The sequence below is a fragment of the Pseudomonas sp. 2FE genome (assembly GCF_005503735.1).
In the GTDB taxonomy this organism is placed as follows: Bacteria; Pseudomonadota; Gammaproteobacteria; order Pseudomonadales; family Pseudomonadaceae; genus Aquipseudomonas.
Genome location: NZ_SCMO01000003.1, coordinates 1 through 19,712, shown reverse-complemented (window position 1 = coordinate 19,712; position 19,712 = coordinate 1). Strand labels below are relative to the sequence as shown.

General features: G+C 64.1%; 15 protein-coding genes. 5 read left to right on the top strand and 10 right to left on the bottom strand.

Annotated elements, in window-relative coordinates:
* Positions 1 to 43: 43 nt before the first annotated feature.
* The 5 genes from aroB (at position 44) to hemE (ending at position 10,305) form a co-directional block, all read left to right on the top strand.
* Complete coding sequence (gene aroB / locus FFS12_RS07410; protein WP_137886260.1) at positions 44 to 1,147, top strand: 3-dehydroquinate synthase; 1,104 nt, start codon at positions 44 to 46, stop codon at positions 1,145 to 1,147.
* A gap of 12 nt (positions 1,148 to 1,159) precedes the next feature.
* Positions 1,160 to 2,794: an SPOR domain-containing protein gene (locus FFS12_RS07405; RefSeq protein ID WP_137886259.1), complete on the top strand. Its 1,635-nt coding sequence runs from the start codon at positions 1,160 to 1,162 to the stop codon at positions 2,792 to 2,794.
* 210 nt (positions 2,795 to 3,004) lie between these two features.
* Positions 3,005 to 7,450 (top strand): glutamate synthase large subunit, encoded by a 4,446-nt coding sequence (gene gltB, locus FFS12_RS07395; protein ID WP_137886258.1) that lies wholly within the window; start codon positions 3,005 to 3,007, stop codon positions 7,448 to 7,450.
* A gap of 83 nt (positions 7,451 to 7,533) precedes the next feature.
* On the top strand, positions 7,534 to 8,952 hold the full coding sequence (locus FFS12_RS07390) for an FAD-dependent oxidoreductase (RefSeq protein ID WP_137886257.1): 1,419 nt from the start codon (positions 7,534 to 7,536) through the stop codon (positions 8,950 to 8,952).
* Between the two features lie 282 nt (positions 8,953 to 9,234).
* Positions 9,235 to 10,305, top strand: a complete 1,071-nt coding sequence (gene hemE, locus FFS12_RS07385; RefSeq protein ID WP_137886256.1) for a uroporphyrinogen decarboxylase — start codon at positions 9,235 to 9,237, stop codon at positions 10,303 to 10,305.
* A gap of 28 nt (positions 10,306 to 10,333) precedes the next feature.
* Here the strand turns inward: hemE and FFS12_RS07380 are convergent, their stop codons facing one another.
* The 10 genes from FFS12_RS07380 to FFS12_RS07335 form a co-directional block, all read right to left on the bottom strand.
* On the bottom strand, positions 10,334 to 10,609 hold the full coding sequence (locus tag FFS12_RS07380) for a hypothetical protein (protein WP_137886255.1): 276 nt from the start codon (positions 10,607 to 10,609) through the stop codon (positions 10,334 to 10,336).
* 158 nt (positions 10,610 to 10,767) lie between these two features.
* Positions 10,768 to 11,994 (bottom strand): beta-ketoacyl-ACP synthase, encoded by a 1,227-nt coding sequence (locus FFS12_RS07375; protein WP_137886254.1) that lies wholly within the window; start codon positions 11,992 to 11,994, stop codon positions 10,768 to 10,770.
* Positions 11,994 to 12,722: a 3-oxoacyl-ACP reductase FabG gene (gene fabG, locus FFS12_RS07370; RefSeq protein WP_137886253.1), complete on the bottom strand. Its 729-nt coding sequence runs from the start codon at positions 12,720 to 12,722 to the stop codon at positions 11,994 to 11,996. Before fabG ends, FFS12_RS07375 begins: the two co-directional genes overlap by 1 nt.
* Positions 12,723 to 12,805: 83 nt before the next feature.
* Positions 12,806 to 13,261, bottom strand: a complete 456-nt coding sequence (locus FFS12_RS07365; protein WP_137886252.1) for a hotdog family protein — start codon at positions 13,259 to 13,261, stop codon at positions 12,806 to 12,808.
* A complete protein-coding gene (locus FFS12_RS07360; RefSeq protein ID WP_137886251.1) occupies positions 13,258 to 14,484 on the bottom strand; it encodes a beta-ketoacyl-[acyl-carrier-protein] synthase family protein in 1,227 nt (408 codons plus the stop codon). Before FFS12_RS07360 ends, FFS12_RS07365 begins: the two co-directional genes overlap by 4 nt.
* A gap of 19 nt (positions 14,485 to 14,503) precedes the next feature.
* Complete coding sequence (locus tag FFS12_RS07355) at positions 14,504 to 14,998, bottom strand: DUF3261 domain-containing protein (protein ID WP_137886250.1); 495 nt, start codon at positions 14,996 to 14,998, stop codon at positions 14,504 to 14,506.
* Positions 14,999 to 15,016: 18 nt separating this feature from the next.
* Complete coding sequence (locus FFS12_RS07350) at positions 15,017 to 16,192, bottom strand: sodium:proton antiporter (protein WP_137886249.1); 1,176 nt, start codon at positions 16,190 to 16,192, stop codon at positions 15,017 to 15,019.
* Positions 16,189 to 18,585 (bottom strand): MMPL family transporter, encoded by a 2,397-nt coding sequence (locus FFS12_RS07345; RefSeq protein ID WP_137886248.1) that lies wholly within the window; start codon positions 18,583 to 18,585, stop codon positions 16,189 to 16,191. Before FFS12_RS07345 ends, FFS12_RS07350 begins: the two co-directional genes overlap by 4 nt.
* Positions 18,557 to 19,156 (bottom strand): outer membrane lipoprotein carrier protein LolA, encoded by a 600-nt coding sequence (locus tag FFS12_RS07340; protein ID WP_137886247.1) that lies wholly within the window; start codon positions 19,154 to 19,156, stop codon positions 18,557 to 18,559. Before FFS12_RS07340 ends, FFS12_RS07345 begins: the two co-directional genes overlap by 29 nt.
* A 2-nt stretch (positions 19,157 to 19,158) precedes the next feature.
* Positions 19,159 to 19,584: a thioesterase family protein gene (locus FFS12_RS07335; protein ID WP_137886246.1), complete on the bottom strand. Its 426-nt coding sequence runs from the start codon at positions 19,582 to 19,584 to the stop codon at positions 19,159 to 19,161.
* Between the last annotated feature and the right edge of the window lie 128 nt (positions 19,585 to 19,712).

Sequence of the window (19,712 nt, the reverse complement as noted above, 5' to 3'; positions counted from 1 at the left end):
GCGGAATTGCGCTATCCTAGGGCCCTTTTAACGCGGGGGCCCCATGCAAACTCTTCAGGTCGAGCTTGGCGAACGTAGCTATCCCATCTATATCGGAGCAGATTTGCTTGCCCGGGCCGAGCTGTTCGCGCGGCATATCGCTGGGCGGCAAGTGGCTGTCGTTACCAATGAAACAGTGGCACCCCTCTACTTGGATGCGCTGACTCGGGCGTTGGCGGGCTTCGAGGTGGCTACCGTCATCTTGCCGGATGGTGAGGCCTTCAAGGGCTGGGAGACGCTGCAGACTATTTTTGATGGCTTGCTGACGGCGCGGCATGAGCGCAGCACCACGGTGATTGCCCTGGGCGGCGGCGTGGTCGGTGATATGGCCGGTTTTGCTGCGGCCTGCTATCAGCGCGGTGTCGACTTCATTCAGGTGCCGACCACCTTGCTCTCGCAGGTCGACTCCTCGGTGGGCGGTAAGACCGGGATCAATCATCCGCTGGGCAAGAACATGGTGGGTGCTTTCTATCAGCCGAAAGCGGTGCTGATCGATACCTCGACTCTTGCGACGCTGCCGGCGCGTGAGCTGTCGGCGGGTCTGGCGGAAGTCATCAAATACGGCCTGATCTGCGATGAGCCCTTTCTGGTATGGCTTGAGGCCAATATTGAGGCTTTGCGCGGGCTCGATCAGGCGGTGTTGACCGAGGCGATTGAGCGCTCCTGTGCGGCCAAGGCGCGAGTTGTCGGGGCTGACGAGCGTGAGTCAGGATTGCGCGCGACCCTTAACCTGGGCCACACCTTCGGGCATGCCATAGAAACGCAGCAAGGCTATGGTGTCTGGTTGCATGGTGAGGCGGTTGCCGCTGGCACTGTCATGGCTTTGGAGATGTCCAAGCGCCTGGGGTGGATTACGGCCGCTGAGCGCGATCGCGCTATCCGCCTATTTCAGCGGGCAGGGCTGCCGGTGATACCGCCGCAGGATATGACGGCGGATGATTTTCTCAAGCACATGGCGGTCGATAAGAAAGTCCTGGGTGGTCGCTTGCGTTTGGTGTTGTTGCGCCAGATGGGCGATGCCGTAGTGACTGGCGATTTTCCGCGCGAGATTTTGGATGCCACCTTGGCTGCGGATTACCGCGCGTTGGTGGAACAGCTTAAAGACTAAATTGAGAGTCCCATGACTAGTTTGCATGCCGATGAGGCCCTTCTCGGCCATTACCAGTTCAGTCACGATCCTTTTGCGGCGCGTGTGCCCGGCTTTAAGTTTTTCCCGGCGCAACGCAAGCCGGTGCTGGGTCAGCTTCACCATCTGGCGCGTTACAGCCAGTTATTGCTGGTTGTTAGTGGGCCGCAGGGGAGTGGTAAGACCCTGCTGCGCCAAGCGCTGGTGGCTAGCACCAATAAGCAGGCGGTGCATAGCGTGGTGGTCTCTGCCCGTGGTGCGGCTGATGCTGGCGGGCTGATGCGGCAGATTGCCCAGGGTTTGAACTCTTCGCAGTCTGAGGTTCAGGCCGTTTTAGCTCAGGTCGCGCAGCTGTCGTTGACTGGGCAAGAGGTCTATCTGCTGGTCGATGACGCTGAGGCGCTGGATAATTCCGCGCTGGATGCCTTGTTGGTGCTGGCCGCCGGGAATGCCGAGGGGCGACCGCATGTGTTCTTGTTTGGCGACTCCGCACTGCTGCCGCGTCTTGAGTTGCTAGCGGATGGCGAGGAGCGTTTCCATGCCATTGAGTTGCAGCCTTATAGCGAAGATGAAACTCGCGACTATTTGGCACAGCGTCTGGATGGCGCAGGGCAGGGGGTGGAGATTCTGTCCGATGAGCAGGTGGCTGATATCCATCGGCAGTCTGCGGGCTGGCCCGGAGCGATCAATCAGGTGGCGCGCGATACCTTGATCGAGGCGATGCTGGCTCGGCGCGGTGCCGCTCAGCGTTCGGGCTTCAGTTTCAATCTGCCAAAGAAGCATTTGTTGGCGTTGGTCGTGGTCGCTGTGGCTGTTGGCGCCGCTTGGTTAATGCAGGGGCGTACCGATAGTGAGCCGACGGCTCCGTCGGTGGCCCAATTGCCGCTTGGCTCCACGGCCACTCCGGTGGCGGAGGGCGTAGCGCCAGCAGTGGAGTCGAATCAAAATGGCCCGGCTATCGAATTTGCCGGCTCGACTCAACCGTTGCCGCTGCCTTTAGTGGGTGAAGCGCAGCCAGTCATTCGCGAGCCTTTGGCTCAGGCCGCTGGGTTGGCGGATGGCGAAGAAGCGGGTGCGACTGAACCGGCGACAAGCTTGGCGCCACTGACGGCGACCAGCATCGCGCCGCCGCTGGGTGTTGTGGCGGGGCCGGCTCCGACTGCGCCTGTGCCGGTTGCCGCGTCCGTCCTCGCGCCTGTGTCGAGCCAGCCGGCAGGCGCTGTTGTGGCTGCGGCGCCCAAGCCGGCAGCCGCTGTTCCTGTTCCTGCGCCTAAACCGGTTGCAGTGCCGGTGAAGCCAGTCGCTAAGCCAGTGGAAAAGCCGGCCGTTAGCGCGCCAGCGGCAGGAGCGGTCTGGTATCGCAGTCAGGCTGGGACGAAATATGCGCTGCAGATTTTGGGGACTCGTTCGGAGAGCAGTGCGCAAGCGTTTGTGCGTCAGCAGGGCGGCGAGTACCGCTACTTCAAAAAAATGCACCAAGGGCAGCCGCTGTATGTGGTGACCTATGGCAGTTTTGCGACTCGGAATGCTGCGCAAGCGGCAATCAAAGCCTTGCCAGTCAAGGTTCAGGCGAGCAAGCCCTGGCCGCGCAGTTTCGCCAGTATCCAGCAGGAGGCTCAGGCGCGCTGATCGTGATGACCGGATGGTCCTTAGCATGACCATTCGGTCTTTTTCTTTTAAAAAGGCGACATAAGGTTTCGCGGTGTCGCCGCGAGGCATTTGTGAGCCCCTGTGTGGCTGTGTACAATGACCCCCCTTTTGCCTGCGCAAAGCTGGCGCAATGACCTGCGCGCAAGGTAAGTGTTTGAAATAGATAAAGTTTGCCTGGTGAGAGTCCCTATGAAAGCAGGTCTGTACCATCCTGATGAGTTCAAGGATAACTGCGGCTTCGGCCTGATCGCCCATATGCAGGGCGAGGCGAGTCATCACTTGCTGCAGACGGCCATCGAAGCCTTGACCTGTATGACTCACCGCGGCGGGATCAACGCCGACGGTAAGACCGGGGACGGCTGTGGCCTGCTGATGCAGAAGCCGGATGCCTTCCTGCGCGCTATCGCCCAGCAGCAGTTCGGCGTTGAGCTGCCGAAGCAGTACGCCGTGGGCATGGTTTTCCTCAATCAGGACGAAGCCAAGGCCAGCGCCGCCCGTGAAAACATGAATCACGAGATTCAGGCGGCCGGTCTGCAATTGATCGGCTGGCGCAAGGTGCCAGTGGATATCAGCGTGCTGGGCCGCCTGGCCCTGGAGCGCCTGCCGCAGATCGAGCAGGTGTTCATCGGTGGCGAAGGCCTCAGCGACCAAGAGTTCGCGATCAAGTTGTTCTGCGCCCGGCGTCGCTCCTCGGTGACCAACGCGGCCGACAGCGAGCACTACATCTGCAGCCTCTCGCCCAAGACCATCATCTACAAAGGCCTGATGATGCCGGTCGACCTCGCTCAGTTCTTCCCGGACCTGGGTGACGAGCGTCTGCAGACCGCGATCTGCGTGTTCCACCAGCGCTTCTCCACCAATACCCTGCCGAAGTGGCCGCTGGCCCAACCGTTCCGTTTTCTCGCCCACAACGGCGAGATCAACACCATTACCGGCAACCGCAACTGGGCCCAGGCCCGGCGCACCAAATTCAGCAACGATCTACTGCCGGATCTGGACGAGTTGGGGCCGCTGGTCAACCGCGTCGGTTCGGACTCCTCCAGCATGGACAACATGCTGGAGTTGATGGTCACCGGCGGCATGGACCTGTTCCGCGGCATCCGTATGATCATTCCGCCGGCATGGCAGAATGTCGAAACCATGGATGCCGACCTGCGTGCCTTCTACGAATACAACTCCATGCACATGGAGCCGTGGGACGGCCCTGCCGGCGTGGTGCTGACGGATGGCCGCTATGCCGTCTGCCTGCTCGATCGCAACGGCTTGCGCCCGGCGCGTTGGGTCACCACGAGCAATGGCTACATCACCATCGCCTCCGAGATCGGCGTCTGGGGTTACCAGCCGGATGAGGTGATCGCCAAAGGTCGCGTCGGCCCGGGGCAGGTGCTTGCCGTGGATACCGAGACCGGTCAGGTGCTGAGCACCGACGATATCGACAACCGCTTGAAGTCGCGCCACCCCTATAAGCAGTGGCTGCGCAAGAGCGCTGTGCGTATTCAGGCGACCATGGAAGACGACCATGGCGTGGCCAGCTATGACGCCGAGCAGCTCAAGCAATACATGAAGATGTTCCAGGTCACCTTCGAGGAGCGTGACCAGGTGCTGCGCCCGCTGGCCGAGCAAGGCCAGGAAGCCGTCGGCTCGATGGGTGACGACACGCCGATGGCGGTGCTGTCCAGGCGCGTGCGTTCCACCTACGACTACTTCCGTCAGCAGTTCGCCCAGGTCACCAACCCGCCGATCGACCCGCTGCGCGAAGCCATCGTGATGTCGCTGGAGATCTGCCTGGGCGCCGAGCGCAATATCTTCGAGGAATCGCCGGCCCATGCCAGCCGCGTCATCCTCAGCTCGCCGGTGATCTCGCCGGCCAAGTGGCGTTCGCTGATGGCCCTGGAAACGCCGGGCTTCGAGCGGCAGGTCATCGACCTCAACTACGACGAGAGCCTCGGCCTCGAGGCGGCGGTACGCAATGTCGCGGATCAGGCGGAAGAGGCCGTGCGTGGCGGCAAGACCCTGCTGGTGCTGACCGACCGGCATATCGCTCCGGGTAAATTGCCGATGCATGCCTCGCTGGCCGTGGGTGCCGCGCATCACCGTCTGGTGGAAAAAGGCCTGCGTTGCGATTGCAACATCCTGGTGGAAACCGCCACCGCCCGCGATCCTCACCACTTTGCGGTGTTGATCGGCTTCGGTGCTTCGGCGGTTTACCCGTACCTGGCCTACGAAGTGCTGGCGGATCTGATCCGTACCGGTGAAGTGCTCGGCGACCTCTACGAAGTGTTCAAGCACTACCGCAAAGGCATCTCCAAAGGCCTGCTGAAGATCCTCTCGAAGATGGGCATCTCCACCGTGGCTTCGTACCGCGGTGCGCAGCTATTCGAAGCCGTCGGCCTGTCCGAGGAAGTGGTCGAGTTGAGCTTCCGCGGCGTCGCCAGCCGGATCAAAGGTGCGCGCTTCGTCGATATCGAGGCCGAACAGAAGCTGCTGGCCAATGAGGCCTGGAACAACCGTAAAGCGATCCAGCAGGGTGGCCTGCTGAAGTTCGTCTACGGCGGCGAATACCACGCCTACAACCCGGATGTGGTTAACACCCTGCAAGCCGCAGTGCAGCAGGGCAGCTATGCGAAGTTCAAGGAGTACACAACCCTGGTGGATACTCGCCCGGTGTCGATGATCCGCGACCTGCTCAAGGTGAAAGTCGCCGACCAGCCGCTGTCGCTCGACGACATCGAGCCGCTGGACGCCATCCTCAAGCGCTTCGACTCCGCCGGCATTTCCCTCGGCGCCCTGTCGCCCGAGGCGCACGAAGCCATTGCCGAAGCCATGAACCGCATCGGCGCGCGCTCCAACTCCGGTGAGGGTGGCGAAGACCCGGCCCGTTACGGCACCGTGCGCAGCTCGAAGATCAAGCAGGTGGCGACCGGCCGTTTCGGCGTTACGCCGGAGTATCTGGTCAACGCCGAAGTGCTGCAGATCAAGGTCGCACAGGGCGCCAAGCCCGGTGAGGGTGGCCAGTTGCCGGGTGGCAAGGTCAACGGCCTGATCGCGCGCCTGCGTTATGCCGTGCCCGGAGTGACCCTGATTTCGCCGCCGCCGCACCATGACATCTACTCCATCGAAGACCTGTCGCAGCTGATTTTCGACCTTAAACAAGTCAACCCGTCCGCACTGGTCTCGGTGAAGTTGGTGGCCGAGGCGGGCGTCGGCACTATTGCCGCCGGTGTCGCCAAGGCTTACGCCGACCTGATCACCATCTCCGGTTACGACGGTGGTACCGGTGCTTCGCCTATCAGCTCGATCAAGTACGCCGGCGCGCCGTGGGAACTCGGCCTGGCCGAAACGCACCAGACCCTGCGCGGCAATGACCTGCGCGGCAAGGTCCGGGTGCAGACCGACGGTGGCCTGAAAACCGGCCTCGACGTGATCAAGGCGGCCATCCTCGGCGCCGAAAGCTTCGGCTTCGGCACCGCGCCGATGATCGCCCTGGGCTGCAAATACCTGCGTATCTGCCACCTGAACAACTGCGCCACCGGCGTAGCCACCCAGAACGATAAGCTGCGCAAGGATCACTTCATCGGCACCGTCGACATGGTGGTGAATTTCTTCACCTACGTCGCCGAGGAAACCCGTGAGTGGCTGGCCAAAGTTGGCGTGCGTAGCCTGGAAGAACTGATCGGGCGTACCGATCTGCTGGAAATGCTGCCGGGCGAAACCGAGAAGCAGCAGCATCTGGATCTGACTCCGCTGCTCGGCAGTGACCATATCCCGGCCGACAAGCCGCAGTTCTGCCAGGTAGATCGCAACCCGCCGTTCGACCTCGGCCAGCTCGCCGAGCACATGGTCGAGTTGGCCAAGCCGGCTATCGACGGCCTGACTGGCGCCGAGTTCGAGCTGGGCATCTGCAACTGCGACCGTTCCATCGGTGCTCGGGTCTCCGGTGAAATCGCCCGAGTGCACGGCAACCAGGGCATGGCCAAGGCGCCGATCACCTTCCGCTTCAAGGGCACTGCCGGGCAGAGCTTCGGCGTGTGGAACGCCGGTGGTCTGAACCTCTATCTGCAAGGCGACGCCAACGACTACGTCGGCAAGGGCATGACTGGCGGCAAGCTGGTCATAGTTCCACCGGCCGGCAGCCCGTTCAAGACCCAGGACAGCGCCATCATCGGCAACACCTGCCTGTACGGCGCCACCGGCGGCAAGCTGTTCGCTGCGGGTACGGCCGGTGAGCGTTTCGCCGTGCGTAACTCAGGCGCGCATACTGTGGTGGAAGGCACCGGCGACCACTGCTGCGAATACATGACCGGCGGTTTTGTCTGCGTGCTGGGCAAGACTGGCTACAACTTCGGCTCCGGCATGACCGGCGGTTTCGCCTACGTACTGGACCAGGACAACAGCTTCGTCGACCGGGTGAACCACGAACTGGTGGAGATCCAGCGGATCAGCGGCGAGGCCATGGAGTCCTACCGTAGCCACCTGCAGCGCGTGCTTGCCGAGTATGTTCAGGAAACTTCCAGCGAGTGGGGTCGCAACCTTCTGGAAAACCTGGACGACTACCTGCGCAAGTTCTGGCTGGTCAAGCCGAAGGCTGCCAGTCTTGGGTCGCTGCTCTCCAGCACCCGTGCCAACCCACAATAATTTGCGCCTAGGGGGCGTGGTCGCAGAGCTAACGCGACTCGTGATTAGCGTGACCACGCCCTACAGCTTGATGAGGTTTTGAAATGACTGAACGTCTGAACAACGACTTCCAGTTCATCGAGGTCGGGCGCAAAGATCCGAAGAAGAAGCTCTTGCGTCAGCGCAAGAAGGAATTCGTCGAGATCTACGAGCCCTTCAAGCCAGCGCAAGCTGCAGACCAGGCGCATCGCTGCCTGGGGTGCGGCAACCCGTATTGCGAATGGAAGTGCCCGGTGCACAACTACATTCCGAACTGGCTCAAGCTGGTTTCGGAAGGCAACATTCTGGCCGCCGCCGAACTGGCCCACCAGACCAATACCCTGCCGGAAGTCTGCGGCCGCGTGTGCCCGCAGGATCGTCTGTGCGAGGGTGCCTGCACCCTCAATGACGGCTTCGGCGCGGTCACCATCGGCTCGGTGGAGAAGTACATCGCCGACACCGCGTTCGCCATGGGCTGGCGCCCGGACATGTCCAAGGTCAAGTCGACCGGCAAGAAGGTCGCGATCATCGGGGCCGGTCCGGCCGGTCTCGGCTGTGCCGACGTACTGGTGCGTAATGGTGTGAGTCCGGTGGTGTTCGACAAGCACCCGGAAATCGGCGGTCTGCTGACCTTCGGCATTCCCGAATTCAAGCTGGAAAAAGCCGTACTCAGCCGTCGCCGGGAAATCTTCACCGGCATGGGCATCGAGTTCCGCCTGAACACCGAAGTCGGCACCGACGTAACCGTCGAGCAATTGCTGGCCGACTACGATGCCGTGTTCATGGGCATGGGCACTTACACCTACATGAAGGGCGGCTTCCCCGGCGAGGATCTGCCGGGCGTCTACGACGCCCTGGACTTCCTCATCGCCAACGTCAATCGCAACCTCGGTTTCGAGAAGGCGGCGGAAGACTTCATCGACATGAAGGGCAAGAAGATCGTGGTGCTGGGCGGTGGCGACACCGCGATGGACTGCAACCGCACCTCGATTCGCCAGGGCGCCAAGGCCGTGACCTGCGCCTATCGTCGCGACGAAGAGAACATGCCGGGCTCGCGTAAAGAGGTGAAGAACGCCAAGGAAGAAGGGGTGAAATTCCTCTACAACCGTCAGCCCATCGCCATCGTCGGCGAGGACAAGGTCGAAGGCGTGAAGGTGGTCGAGACTCGTCTCGGCGAGCCGGATGCCCGTGGCCGTCGCAGCCCTGAGCCGATTCCGGGTTCGGAAGAGATCATCCCGGCCGACGCCGTGATCATCGCCTTCGGCTTCCGTCCAAGCCCGGCGGACTGGTTCGAGCAGCACGAGATCAGCATCGACAACCAGGGCCGCGTGGTGGCGCCGGAACAGTCGCAGTTCAAGCACCAGACCAGCAACCCAAAGATCTTCGCCGGTGGCGACATGGTGCGTGGTTCCGACCTGGTGGTGACCGCGATCTTCGAAGGCCGTCAGGCCGCCGAAGGCATCCTCGACTACCTCGGGGTCTGAGCCCTGCAGGGTTGTAGGGCGTACTCGCGAAGCAGTACGCCAGCGGTCTCCAGCCTGGACTCGGGGGCGGACTGTTCGCTTCGCTCCTGAGTCCGCCCTACGTCCACCGCTGGCAACCCACGTGGCAAATCGTCGCGATAGACAAAAGGCACGGCACTCGCCGTGCCTTTTGTTTTGTGCTTTGCGACAATGCTTGATCTTTTCGCCTGTGGGTGGTGGATTACGCCGTGTTACGGCTAATCCACCCTACAAAATGCCCACACTTTTTTGCTGGACGCTGCCATGACTGCCTTGAAGAACGACCGCTTCCTCCGTGCCCTGCTCAAGCAACCCGTCGACGTCACCCCGGTGTGGATGATGCGTCAGGCCGGTCGCTACCTGCCGGAGTACCGCGCCAGCCGCGCCAAAGCCGGTGACTTTATGAGCCTGATGCAGAACCCCGAGTTCGCCTGCGAAGTCACCCTGCAGCCGCTGGATCGCTACCCGCAACTGGATGCGGCGATCCTCTTCTCCGACATCCTGACCATTCCGGATGCCATGGGGCAGGGGCTGTATTTCGAGACCGGTGAAGGCCCGCGCTTCAAGAAGGTCATCAGTACGCTGGCCGATGTCGAGGCGCTGCCGATTCCCGATCCGGAACAAGACCTCGGCTATGTGATGAACGCCGTGCGCACCATCCGTAGCGCGTTGAATGGCCGCGTACCGCTGATTGGCTTCTCCGGCAGCCCCTGGACCTTGGCCACCTATATGGTCGAAGGCGGTTCATCGAAGGACTTCCGCAAGTCCAAGGCCATGCTCTACGACAACCCGCAAGCCATGCACCTGTTGCTCGACAAGCTGGCGCAGGCGGTGACCGCTTATCTGAACGGGCAGATCCTCGCCGGTGCCCAGGCCGTGCAGATCTTCGACACCTGGGGCGGCAACCTGTCCGCTGCGGCGTACCAGGAGTTCTCCCTGGCCTATATGCAGAAGATAGTCACGGGCCTGATCCGCGAACACGACGGCCGCAAGGTGCCGGTGATCCTGTTCACCAAGAACGGCGGCCTGTGGCTGGAGGGGATGGCGGCCACCGGCGCCGACGCCCTGGGCCTGGACTGGAGCTGCGACCTCGGCGACGCGCGCCGCCGCGTCGGCGACCAGGTGGCCCTGCAAGGCAACATGGATCCGAGCGTGCTGTACGCCCAGCCTGCCGCGATCCGTGTCGAAGTGGAGCGGATTCTCGCCAGCTACGGCAAGGGCAGCGGCCATGTCTTCAACCTCGGTCACGGCATCACCCCGGAAGTCGACCCCGCTCACGCGGGCGTCTTTCTCGAGGCGGTGCACGAGCTCTCGGCGCAATATCACGCCGCATAACCCCGGGGCGGCTACCGCCAGGCAGCGGTCAAGCGAGCCCTAAGGGGTGTGGCTTAGGCGCGCGGGGCAGTTTGTTGATGCGGATGCCGCTGATGCCCAGGACCTCGGCCTGCTCCAGAATGTCTGCGGGCGAGGCATCGGCGGCGGGCATCAGCAGGCTGTTCTCGGCGTCGGCGTGGTGTAGCGCGATCAGGCGCAGCGCGGCGAGGTGAGCGTCGAGGTGCCCGGCGTCCGACTCGACTATGCGGCTGTGCGGTTCGTCGTGGTAGCGATAGTGGATCTCGAATCTGTGCTGACTGGACATCGGGCACCTCCTCTGCTGGGACGGCGGCTGACGGTGGCGAGGGCGCTGCCGGTCATAGTCGCTGGCCGCTCGACTCTATCCTTCTCAGTGTACTAGCTCGGCAACCCGAACGCCCCGGCAGTGCCGGACCTGCGCTGCACGCAACGGCCGTCGGGGGCTTACCGCCAGCGCCGGAAGATCAACGAGGTGTTGACCCCGCCAAAGGCGAAGTTGTTGTTCATCACGTACTCGTTGCTCATCCGCCGCACCTCGCCGCGCAGGTAGTCCAGTTCGCCGCACCGCGGGTCGATGTGCTCGAGGTTGAGGGTGTGGATGTAGCTGTCGCGGTTGAGCATCTCGATGCTGAACCAGGACTCCAGCGCGCCGCAGGCTCCCAGGGTGTGGCCGAGAAAGCTCTTCTGCGAGCTGATCGGCATGCGTGCGCCGAACAGGCTGCTGGTGGCCAGGGTCTCGGCGATGTCGCCTTGCTCGGTGGCGGTGCCGTGGCCGTTGACGTAGCCGATGGCGGCGGGCGGCAGGTGGGCATCTTCCAGCGCCAGTTCCATCGCCCGGCGCATGGTCAGCTGTTCCGGTTTGGTGGCGTGCTGGCCGTCGGCATTACTGCCAAAACCGACGATCTCGGCATGGATCTGCGCGCCGCGGGCGAGGGCGTGCTCCAGCTCTTCGAGCACCAGGATGCCGGCGCCTTCACCGATCACCAGGCCATCGCGGTCGTTGTCATAGGGGCGTGGCGAGGTGTGCGGGGCATCGTTCTTCAGGCTGGTGGCATAGAGCGCGTCGAAGACCATCGCCTCGGTCGGGCACAGCTCTTCGGCACCACCGGCGAGCATCAGCGGCAGGCGGCCGAACTTGATCGACTCGTAGGCGTAGCCGATACCCTGGCTGCCGCTGGTGCAGGCGCTGGAGGTGGGGATCACCCGGCCCTTGAGGCCGAAGAAGATGCTGATATTGGCCGCCGTGGTGTGCGGCATCATGCGCACGTAGGAGCTGGCGTTGAGGCCGTCCGCCACCGAGTTCAGCAGCATGTTGCCGAACGCCTTGATCTCGTCGGTGCTGCCGGTGGACGAGCCGCAGGCTACCCCCATGCGTCCGTCGCGGATCGACTCATCATCCAGCAGCCCGGCATCCGCCAGGGCTTGCTCGGCGGCCAGCACCACCAGCCGCGAGACCCGGCCCATGCTGCGCAGTTGCTTGCGGGTCCAGGCCTTGGGCACGGCGAAATCGTCGATCGGCCCGGCCAGGCGGGTGTTCAGCTCGGTAAAGCGATCCCATTCGTGCATCCGCCGAATGCCGCTGCGGTTGGCGCGGAAATTCGCCTCGATGCTGGCCCAGTCGCTGCCGAGCGAGGTGATGCCGGCCATGCCGGTGACGACCACGCGCTTCATTAACAGAGCCCGCCGTTGACCGCGAGGACTTGGCGGGTGATATAGGCCGCTTCATCCGACATCAAAAAATTCACCGCGCCGGCGACTTCCTCCGGCGTGCCCAGGCGTTGGGCCGGGATCATCTTCAGCAGTTCCTCGACCGGCACCTGCTCATCCAGCATGGCGGTGTCGATCAGCCCGGGGGCGACGCAGTTGACGGTGATCTTGCGCTTGCCCAGCTCGATCGCCAGGGCCTTGGCCGCGCCGATCACGCCGGCCTTGGAGGCACTGTAATTGACCTGGCCACGGTTGCCGATCAGCCCGGACACCGAGGTGATGCAGACGATCCGCCCGGCCTTGCGCCGGCGGATCATCGGCATGATCAGCGGATGCAGGATGTTGTAGAAACCGTCCAGGTTGGTGCGCATGACCAGGTCCCAGTCCTCTTCGCTGAGCGCCGGGAAGGCGCCGTCGCGGGTCAGGCCGGCATTGCAGACCACCCCGTAGTAGGCGCCGTGGGCTTCGACATCGGCTTCCAGCTGTTCGCGGCAGGCGGCGCGCTCGGCCACGTCGAATTGCAGGATGCGCGCCTGGCGGCCGAGGTCGAGGATCTGTGCGCGCACCGCTTCGGCTTCGGCACGGCCGCTGCGGCAGTGCAGCACCAGGTCATAGCCGGCACGGGCCAGGCGCAGCGCGATGGCGCGGCCGATACCCCGGCTGGAGCCGGTCACCAGAATAGATTCAGTCATGTGCAGGCTCTTCAAGGTCTTGACGGTGACGGCTCGTGCCGCGGGCTGCAAGGCCACGGCTGGAGCCGGTTACCAGAATCGATTCAGTCATGTGCAGGTTCTTCAAGGTAGCTGGCCACGTGCGGTGGGCGAAACACATTCAGGCGGGCTTCGGCATGAATACCGGGGCCGCTCAGCTGGCATTCGAAAACGCCCATGCCGTTGTCGTCCTGTAGCGAGCGGCTGGCGTGGATCTGCAACTCCACCCCGGCCGGGAAGGCCTCGACGTTGCACTGGAAACTGCGGGTGCCGAGGAGAAAGCCCAGCTCCACCGGCGCCCCGGCCTGCCGCGCCTGGCAACCGGCATAGGCGGCGATGCTCTGCGCCATCAGCTCGATGCCGACCCAGGCCGGCAGGCTGCCGTCGGCCCGGTTGAACAGGCCGCCGGGGCGCACGCGCAGGCGGGTGGTCACTTCTTCCGCGGCGAAGCTGAGTACTTCGTCGAGGAGGATCATGTCGCCGGCGTGCGGCAGCAGTTCGACGATGGGCCAGAGGCTCATGGCGTGTTCTCCGCTGGGTTGCCGAGTATCAGGCTGATATTGCTGCCGCCGAAGGCGAAGGAGTTGCTCATCATCCGCCGTGGCGCGGCGCCAGCCAGGCGGCTCTGCGCCGTCGTCAGCTTGAGGGCGGGCAGTTGCGGGTCGGCCTCACCGTCCCACAGGTGCGGCGGCAAGCGCTGCTCGTGGTTCTCGGTGGCCAGGCTCAGCCAGCAGAACGCGGCCTCCAATGCACCTGCCGCCCCCAGCGTGTGGCCGGTCAGCGGCTTGGTCGAAGAGCAGGGCACGCCCGCCGGGAACACCGCGTCGACCGCCAGGCTTTCCATGGCGTCGTTATGGCCGGTGGCGGTGCCATGCAGGTTCAGATAAGCAATCTGCTTGGCCGCCAGGCCGGCATCCGCCAGGGCCGCGCGCATCACCTGCTGGGCGCCCCGGCCCTGGGGGTCCGGCGCGGAGATATGGTGCGCGTCGGAGTTGGCCGCGGCGCCGAGCAGGGCTATCGGTGCGGCTGCTTGGCTCAACTCGTTCGTGATCGGCTCTCTGGTCATAAGGAAGAGCACCGCCGCTTCGCCGATATTGATGCCGGCGCGGTTGCGCGAGAACGGATTGCAGCGTTCGCTCGCCAGCGCCTCCAGCGAGCCGAAGCCATTCAGCGTCAGTTGGCAGAGCGAGTCGACTCCACCGCAGAGCACCGCATCGCAGATGCCGGAGTCGAGCAGGCGGCGGGCGCTGAGCAGGGCGCGAGCGCTGGAGGTGCAGGCGGTGGAAATCACATAGGCCGGGCCGCTCAGTTGCAGCCAGTCGGAAAGGAAGGCGGCTGGGGCGGCCAGTTCCTGTTGCCCATAGTGATAGCTGGCGGGGAACTCGCCGTCCTGCCGGTAGCGGGCAATCCCTTGGGTGGCCTCATGGATGCCGCTGGTGCTGGTGCCGAGGATCACCCCGATCCGCGCGCGGCCATAGCGGGCGATGGCCAGCTGGATGTCCGTGTCGATCTCCAGGGCGGCCGCCATGAGTAGCCGATTGTTGCGAGTCGCCTGTGCCGTGCCGACACCGGGTAGCTCGGGTAAGGCGCCGGTGATTACGCCGACCGGCAGGCTGCGTTCCGCCACCCAGCCGTCTTGGCGGCGCAGGCCCGAGGCGTCGCCGGCGAACAGCCGCTCGGCCACGGCCTGCTTGCCACTGCCGAGCGCGCAGAGCAGCCCGAGGGCATTCAGGTACGCGGTCATCGGGATGGGACTTGCTTGATCATTGCAGCGTCTCGACGCGATAGCTCAAACCCTTGGCGGTCTCGAGCCGAAAATTCAGGGGTTGCTGGTAACGGATCTGCCAGCGTGGGTTGCCGGCCTCGCGCAGCCTGCGTTGCCGGCCCTGTACCTGCCAGTCGGCGGCGGCATAGCGCTGCGCCAGTTCTACTTCCGGGGTCAGGGCAAACAGCAGGGCGGCGAACAGCTCACGGGCTTCTTGGTTGGGTGGCAGCAGGCCGTCATTTTGCCACTGACTGCCGCTCAATAGCTGACGGGCCAGCGGAATTCCCAGTGGGTCGAGCAGCGACCAGCGCAGTGCCGGGCCTTCTTTCTGCACCACCAATAGCCAGTCCTGGGTCTGCCCGGCCTGCTCGCGCTGCACATGCAGTTGCAGCGGCCACGCCAGTGCCGGCGCGGCGCTAGGCAACGGCGCTGGCTGGGCGCAGGCCGTCAGCAACAGCAACAGCAGCAGGGGCAGCCAGAGCAGGCGGCTCATCGCGGCTTCGGCCCCCGGTCAAACGGCACCATACGAGCTCCTTGCCGCGGGTTGTTCGGCGGGTGATTTGCGGATACCGAGCAGGGCCGGCAGCAGCGTGGAAAACAGGCTCATCAGCAGCAGGCCGAAATACACCTGGGCGTCGATCAGCTGTTGTTGCAAGAGCAGGTTGAGGAAGACGATCTCGGTCAGCCCGCGGATATTCAGCAGCAGGCTTTCCCGCCACTTCACCCGCCGGCAGGCCGTCGGATCGGCCCAGCTCAGGCCCAGCCAGTTGCCGGCCAACTTGCTCAGTACCGGCAGCACCAGCAGGGCGCCGAGGTACAGCCAGGAATAGTCTTGCCAGGCATTGTCGAAGTCGACCTGTAACACACCACAGCTGAGGATCAGCGGGATCGCCAAGCCGTTCTGCAGCCACTGCCAGAGCGGTTTCGGCAGCGGCAGTTGGAAGGGCTGTTGCAGCCCGGCGAGGCAGAGCAGGTAGCCGATGCCGAAGACCAGGGCGTTGAGCTGGAGTTGCTGCAATAGCAGCATCAAGGCGAAGAACGGCAGGCTGTAAAACAGCCCATGGCGCAGCCCCAGCCCTTTGTGCAGCAACAGCGGCAACAGTGCGCCGAGCAGGGGCCAGAGCAGGTGCCCGGGTTGGCTGCTGCCCTGGGCCAGGGCGAACAGGCTCCAGCACAGCACGTCCATCAGGATCGCCGCATGCAGCAGGCGCTTGGTGGCGGCCGGCGGGTAGTCGATGTTCTGTAGATAGAGGTAGAGCACCGGAATCGCGGTGATCGAAAACAACAGGCCGATGCCCACGCTGCTTAGCCAGTGCTGCGTCGGCCAGGACTGCGCCGGCATTAGCCAGAGCGCGCAGCCCAGGCCGCAGCAGAACGGCAGCGCGAAACTCGGCAGGGCGATCTTCAGGCTTTGCGGGCTCAGCTCCAGGTCGATCACATCGCTGAGGATGTGGCCGAGCAGCAGGGCGAAACTCAGTCCGTAGAGTGCTTGCAGCCAGGCCGGTGCGAGCAGTTGCGCGGCGCTCAGTTGCCAGTGCGGCTCGACCCAGAACAGCAACAAGGCCGGGACACCCAGGCTGGCCAGCAGGAGTTGGCTGACGATCGGGATCAGCTTGAACCGTGCGCCGAGCCAGGTGGCGACGGCGAATAGCGCCAGTAGCGCGAGCCAGAACAGCCCGATGCTCATCGCGCCAGCTCCGGCTGCAACTGTTCTTGCGCTTGTTCTTCACTGGCCGCCCAGGGCGCCAGCAGGAAGCTGAACACCAGACCGAGGCCGACGGCCAGGCCAAAATTGCTCACCGCCGGGGTACTCGACAGCGCCAGCAGGCCGAAGGATAGCCAGGTGGTCAGCGCCGCCAGCAGGGTGCCGAGCAGGCTGGTGGCCGCACCGCCGACCCGTTCGCGCATGATGATCGCGTAATCCACGCCAATGGCGGTGACCAGCAGCAGGCCGAACAGGCTGAACAAGGTCAGTGGCTGGCCGAGCCAGCCGAGGCTGGCCAGGCTGGCCAAGGCGGCGAGCAGCGACACGGCCAAGGTACGCAGCGCGCCATGCAGGCCGAACGGCAGGCAGAGCAAAGCGAGGATCAACAGACAGGACAGCAGCTTGAGTTGCGCCGCACTGATCTGGGTGCTGGCGAACAGGTGATTCAGCTCACCCAGCCGATCCACCAGCTGCACGCCCGGCAACCCCTGCGCCTGGGCGGCGAGCAAACCGGTGTCGCTCAAGCCCTGCAGGCTGACCAAGCCGGCAACGCCTGCCTGGCTGCTGTCTTCGCCCAGCCATAGCGGCCGCCAGATTTCGCCCAGCGGCCCGGCCAAGGCTTGCTCGAGGTCCTGCTCGGGCAATGCCTGCAGCTGCTGTATTTCTGCCGCCAACGCCTGTGCCGAGACGCCCAGTGCCTGCAGCGCCTGGGCATGGGCCGGCAACTGCGCGAGCGCCTGGCGCAGCCGTTGTTGCTCCGCGGCCGGGGCCAGCAGCTGGCTCAACGCCAGGTAGCTGCCGAGCTGGCCCTGGGCCACCAGTCGATCGAGGCGCTGGCCGAGCTGCGCCTGGCGTTGCAGCAGTTGTTGCTGATCGGCGGCGCGGACCAGGAAAAACTGGCTGGTCGGCTGGAAGTCGATGATGCGGCCGATGGCCTGGGCTTCGCTGAGCAGCTGCGGCGGGTTGCTGATCCATTGGCGCAGGTCGTTCTTGGTCGACAGTTGTGCCACGCCAGCGGCGCAAAACAGCAGGAAGGCGCCGAGTAGCCAAGGCGTGCCGATGCGCTCTAGCAAGCTCGCACGTAATGCCAGCAGGCGGTCTGCCCAGCGCAACGGCGCCGGCCAGGGGCGCAGCGGCTGGTTGCCAATCAATACCGGCAGCCAGCACACCGAGCAGAGGTAGGAGCCCAGCAAGCCTGCAGCCGAGAACAGGGCCACCTGTTGCAGCGCCGGGAATGGGGTGAAGGCCAGCGCCAGATAGCCGATGGCATTGGTCGCCAAACCCAGGCTCAGCCCGGGCAGGGTCACTTGCAATGCGGTCAAGCTATTCCAGGGCTGCAAGGTCCAGCTTTTCGACAGGTAATGCAGCGGGTAGTCGATGGCCACGCCTATCAAGCTGGCGCCAAGGACCAGCGTCAGTACATGGATGTGCCCGAACAGCGCGACGCAGGCGACCAGTCCCGCGAGCACACCGACCAGCGCCGGAATAAAGGCCAGCACTATGCGTACCCGGCGAAACAGCAACAGCATCAGCAACAGGGCGGCGGCGCTGGCGATTCCGCCGATCAGGCTCATCTCATGGCTGGCCTGTCGTTGGCCATTGGCCGCATAGAGCAGGCCGCTGGTGGCGAGTAATTCGCCACCTTGCGCCTGCACCAATTGCCGCGCGCTGGCCACCCGCTCTGCGACTTGCTGCGGCAGGTTGCCATCGAAGGCGCTGCCCAGAGTGCGCGCGCGTAGAAAGGCCCAGGTTTGCCCCTGGCTCTGCGCCAGCAAGGCGCCGTTCAGGTCGATGGTCACGTTGCCGTTGCGCGGCAGATTGCGCTGGATCAGTTGCGTCAGGCCGAGCCAGTCCTGGTCCGCGCCGACCAGGCTGAAACCAGCGAAGGGGTCGTACAGCGCCTGCACACGCTGCTCGATAAAGGCCTGCGGGGCGTCGATCAGCAATTGCCGGTCGGCGGCGCCGAGCAACGCCAGTCGGCTTTGCAGCAGTTGTTGGCGCAGGGCGGGGAAGTCGGCTTGCAGGTTCCACTGGACCTTTTCGAACAGCCCGCTGGCTTGCCAGGCGGCGCCCAGTTCGGCGGCCATGGCGATGGCGCGTTGGCTGTCGGCGTGGCGGATGAGTACCACCAGCTCACGGTTGAGCGGCTCCTGCATGCGCTGTTCGGCGCGCTGTTCCAAGGCGTCGGGCGCGTCTGTGGGCACTAGCTCCAGCAGGTTGGCCGAGACCGGCGGGCCGTTGCGCCACTGCCAACCGGCCAGCGCCAGCAGTGCCAGCAACAGCAGGGCGAAGAGGCGCGGCAGCCAGCGCTCAGCCAGTTTCCAGCCTTTATTCACCCCCCTGCTTTTATTCAACAAGGTCGTGCCGCTCCGCATCGCTCAGCGCTGTGTCGGCAACGCTGCCCGGCATGCGCATGACGGTGCTGTCGCCCTGGGTTTCCAGCAGCTCGATACGCTGTACCAGGGCGCCGCCTTCGATATGGATCGTGGTGAATATCTGTTTGAGCAGTGCGGCCCGCGGCGTCAATTTCAGCTGCCAGGCGCCGGTGTCGCCACTCAGGGCCAGGTCGAAATCATCTTGCAGGCCGCTGCTGTCGCCTTGCAGTACGGCGAGGAACAGGCGGTTCTGCTGAGCGCTGGCACCTTGTTGCGGCAGGGCTTGCCAGCCATTGGCCGCGCGCCGGGAAATGCCCGCGGCATTGATGCGATAGTCCTGTTGCAGCGGGCTTTGCAGCAGCCAGAGCAGGCCGTGCTGTTTGGCCAGCACGAAATGGCCGGTGCTGGTCAGCGGTTGCGGCAACGCGCGCAGGTGCTTCTCCTGAATGAACTCGCCGCGCACCACCGCCGCTTTGGTCAGCTGGGCGGCGAGCTGCTCAAGGTCGAAGGCTTGGGCCAGGGGCGCACAGAACAGCGCTAGCAGCAGGAACGCGAATGGAGTTGCTCGCATGCTCACCGCAACACCCGCTCAACCGCCTCGACGAATACTTTTGGCGAGGCCAGCAGCATTTCCCGCGTGGCGATTTCCACCGCTACCTGCACTGTGCTGCCGCGGGTCATGCGCTCACCGGTTTGCGCGTCGCTGATCAGGTAGTTGATCTTCAGGCGGCTCTCCCACTCGACCAGATCGGCACGTACCCTGAGCAACTGGCCGAAACGCGCGCCGCGCATGTAGCGCAGCTGCATATCGATGATCGGCCAGGCATAGCCGGCCTCGCGCATCTGTGTGTAGTTGTGCGCGAGCTTGTCCAGCAGGGCGCAGCGGGCGACCTCCAGGTATTTGACGTAATGGCCGTGCCAGACCACTTCCATTGAGTCGACGTCGAAGAACGGCACGAGGATTTCGACCTCGGTCTGCAACACGCCGCGGCTACGCATACAGCCTCCAGTGCCGGCTGCGGATGAGCGTCGGCTCCGTAGGGCGTACTCGCGAAGCAGTACGCCAGCGGTTTCGAACGGCGGACTGTTCGCTACGCTCCTGAGTCCGCCCTACGTTATGCATAGAG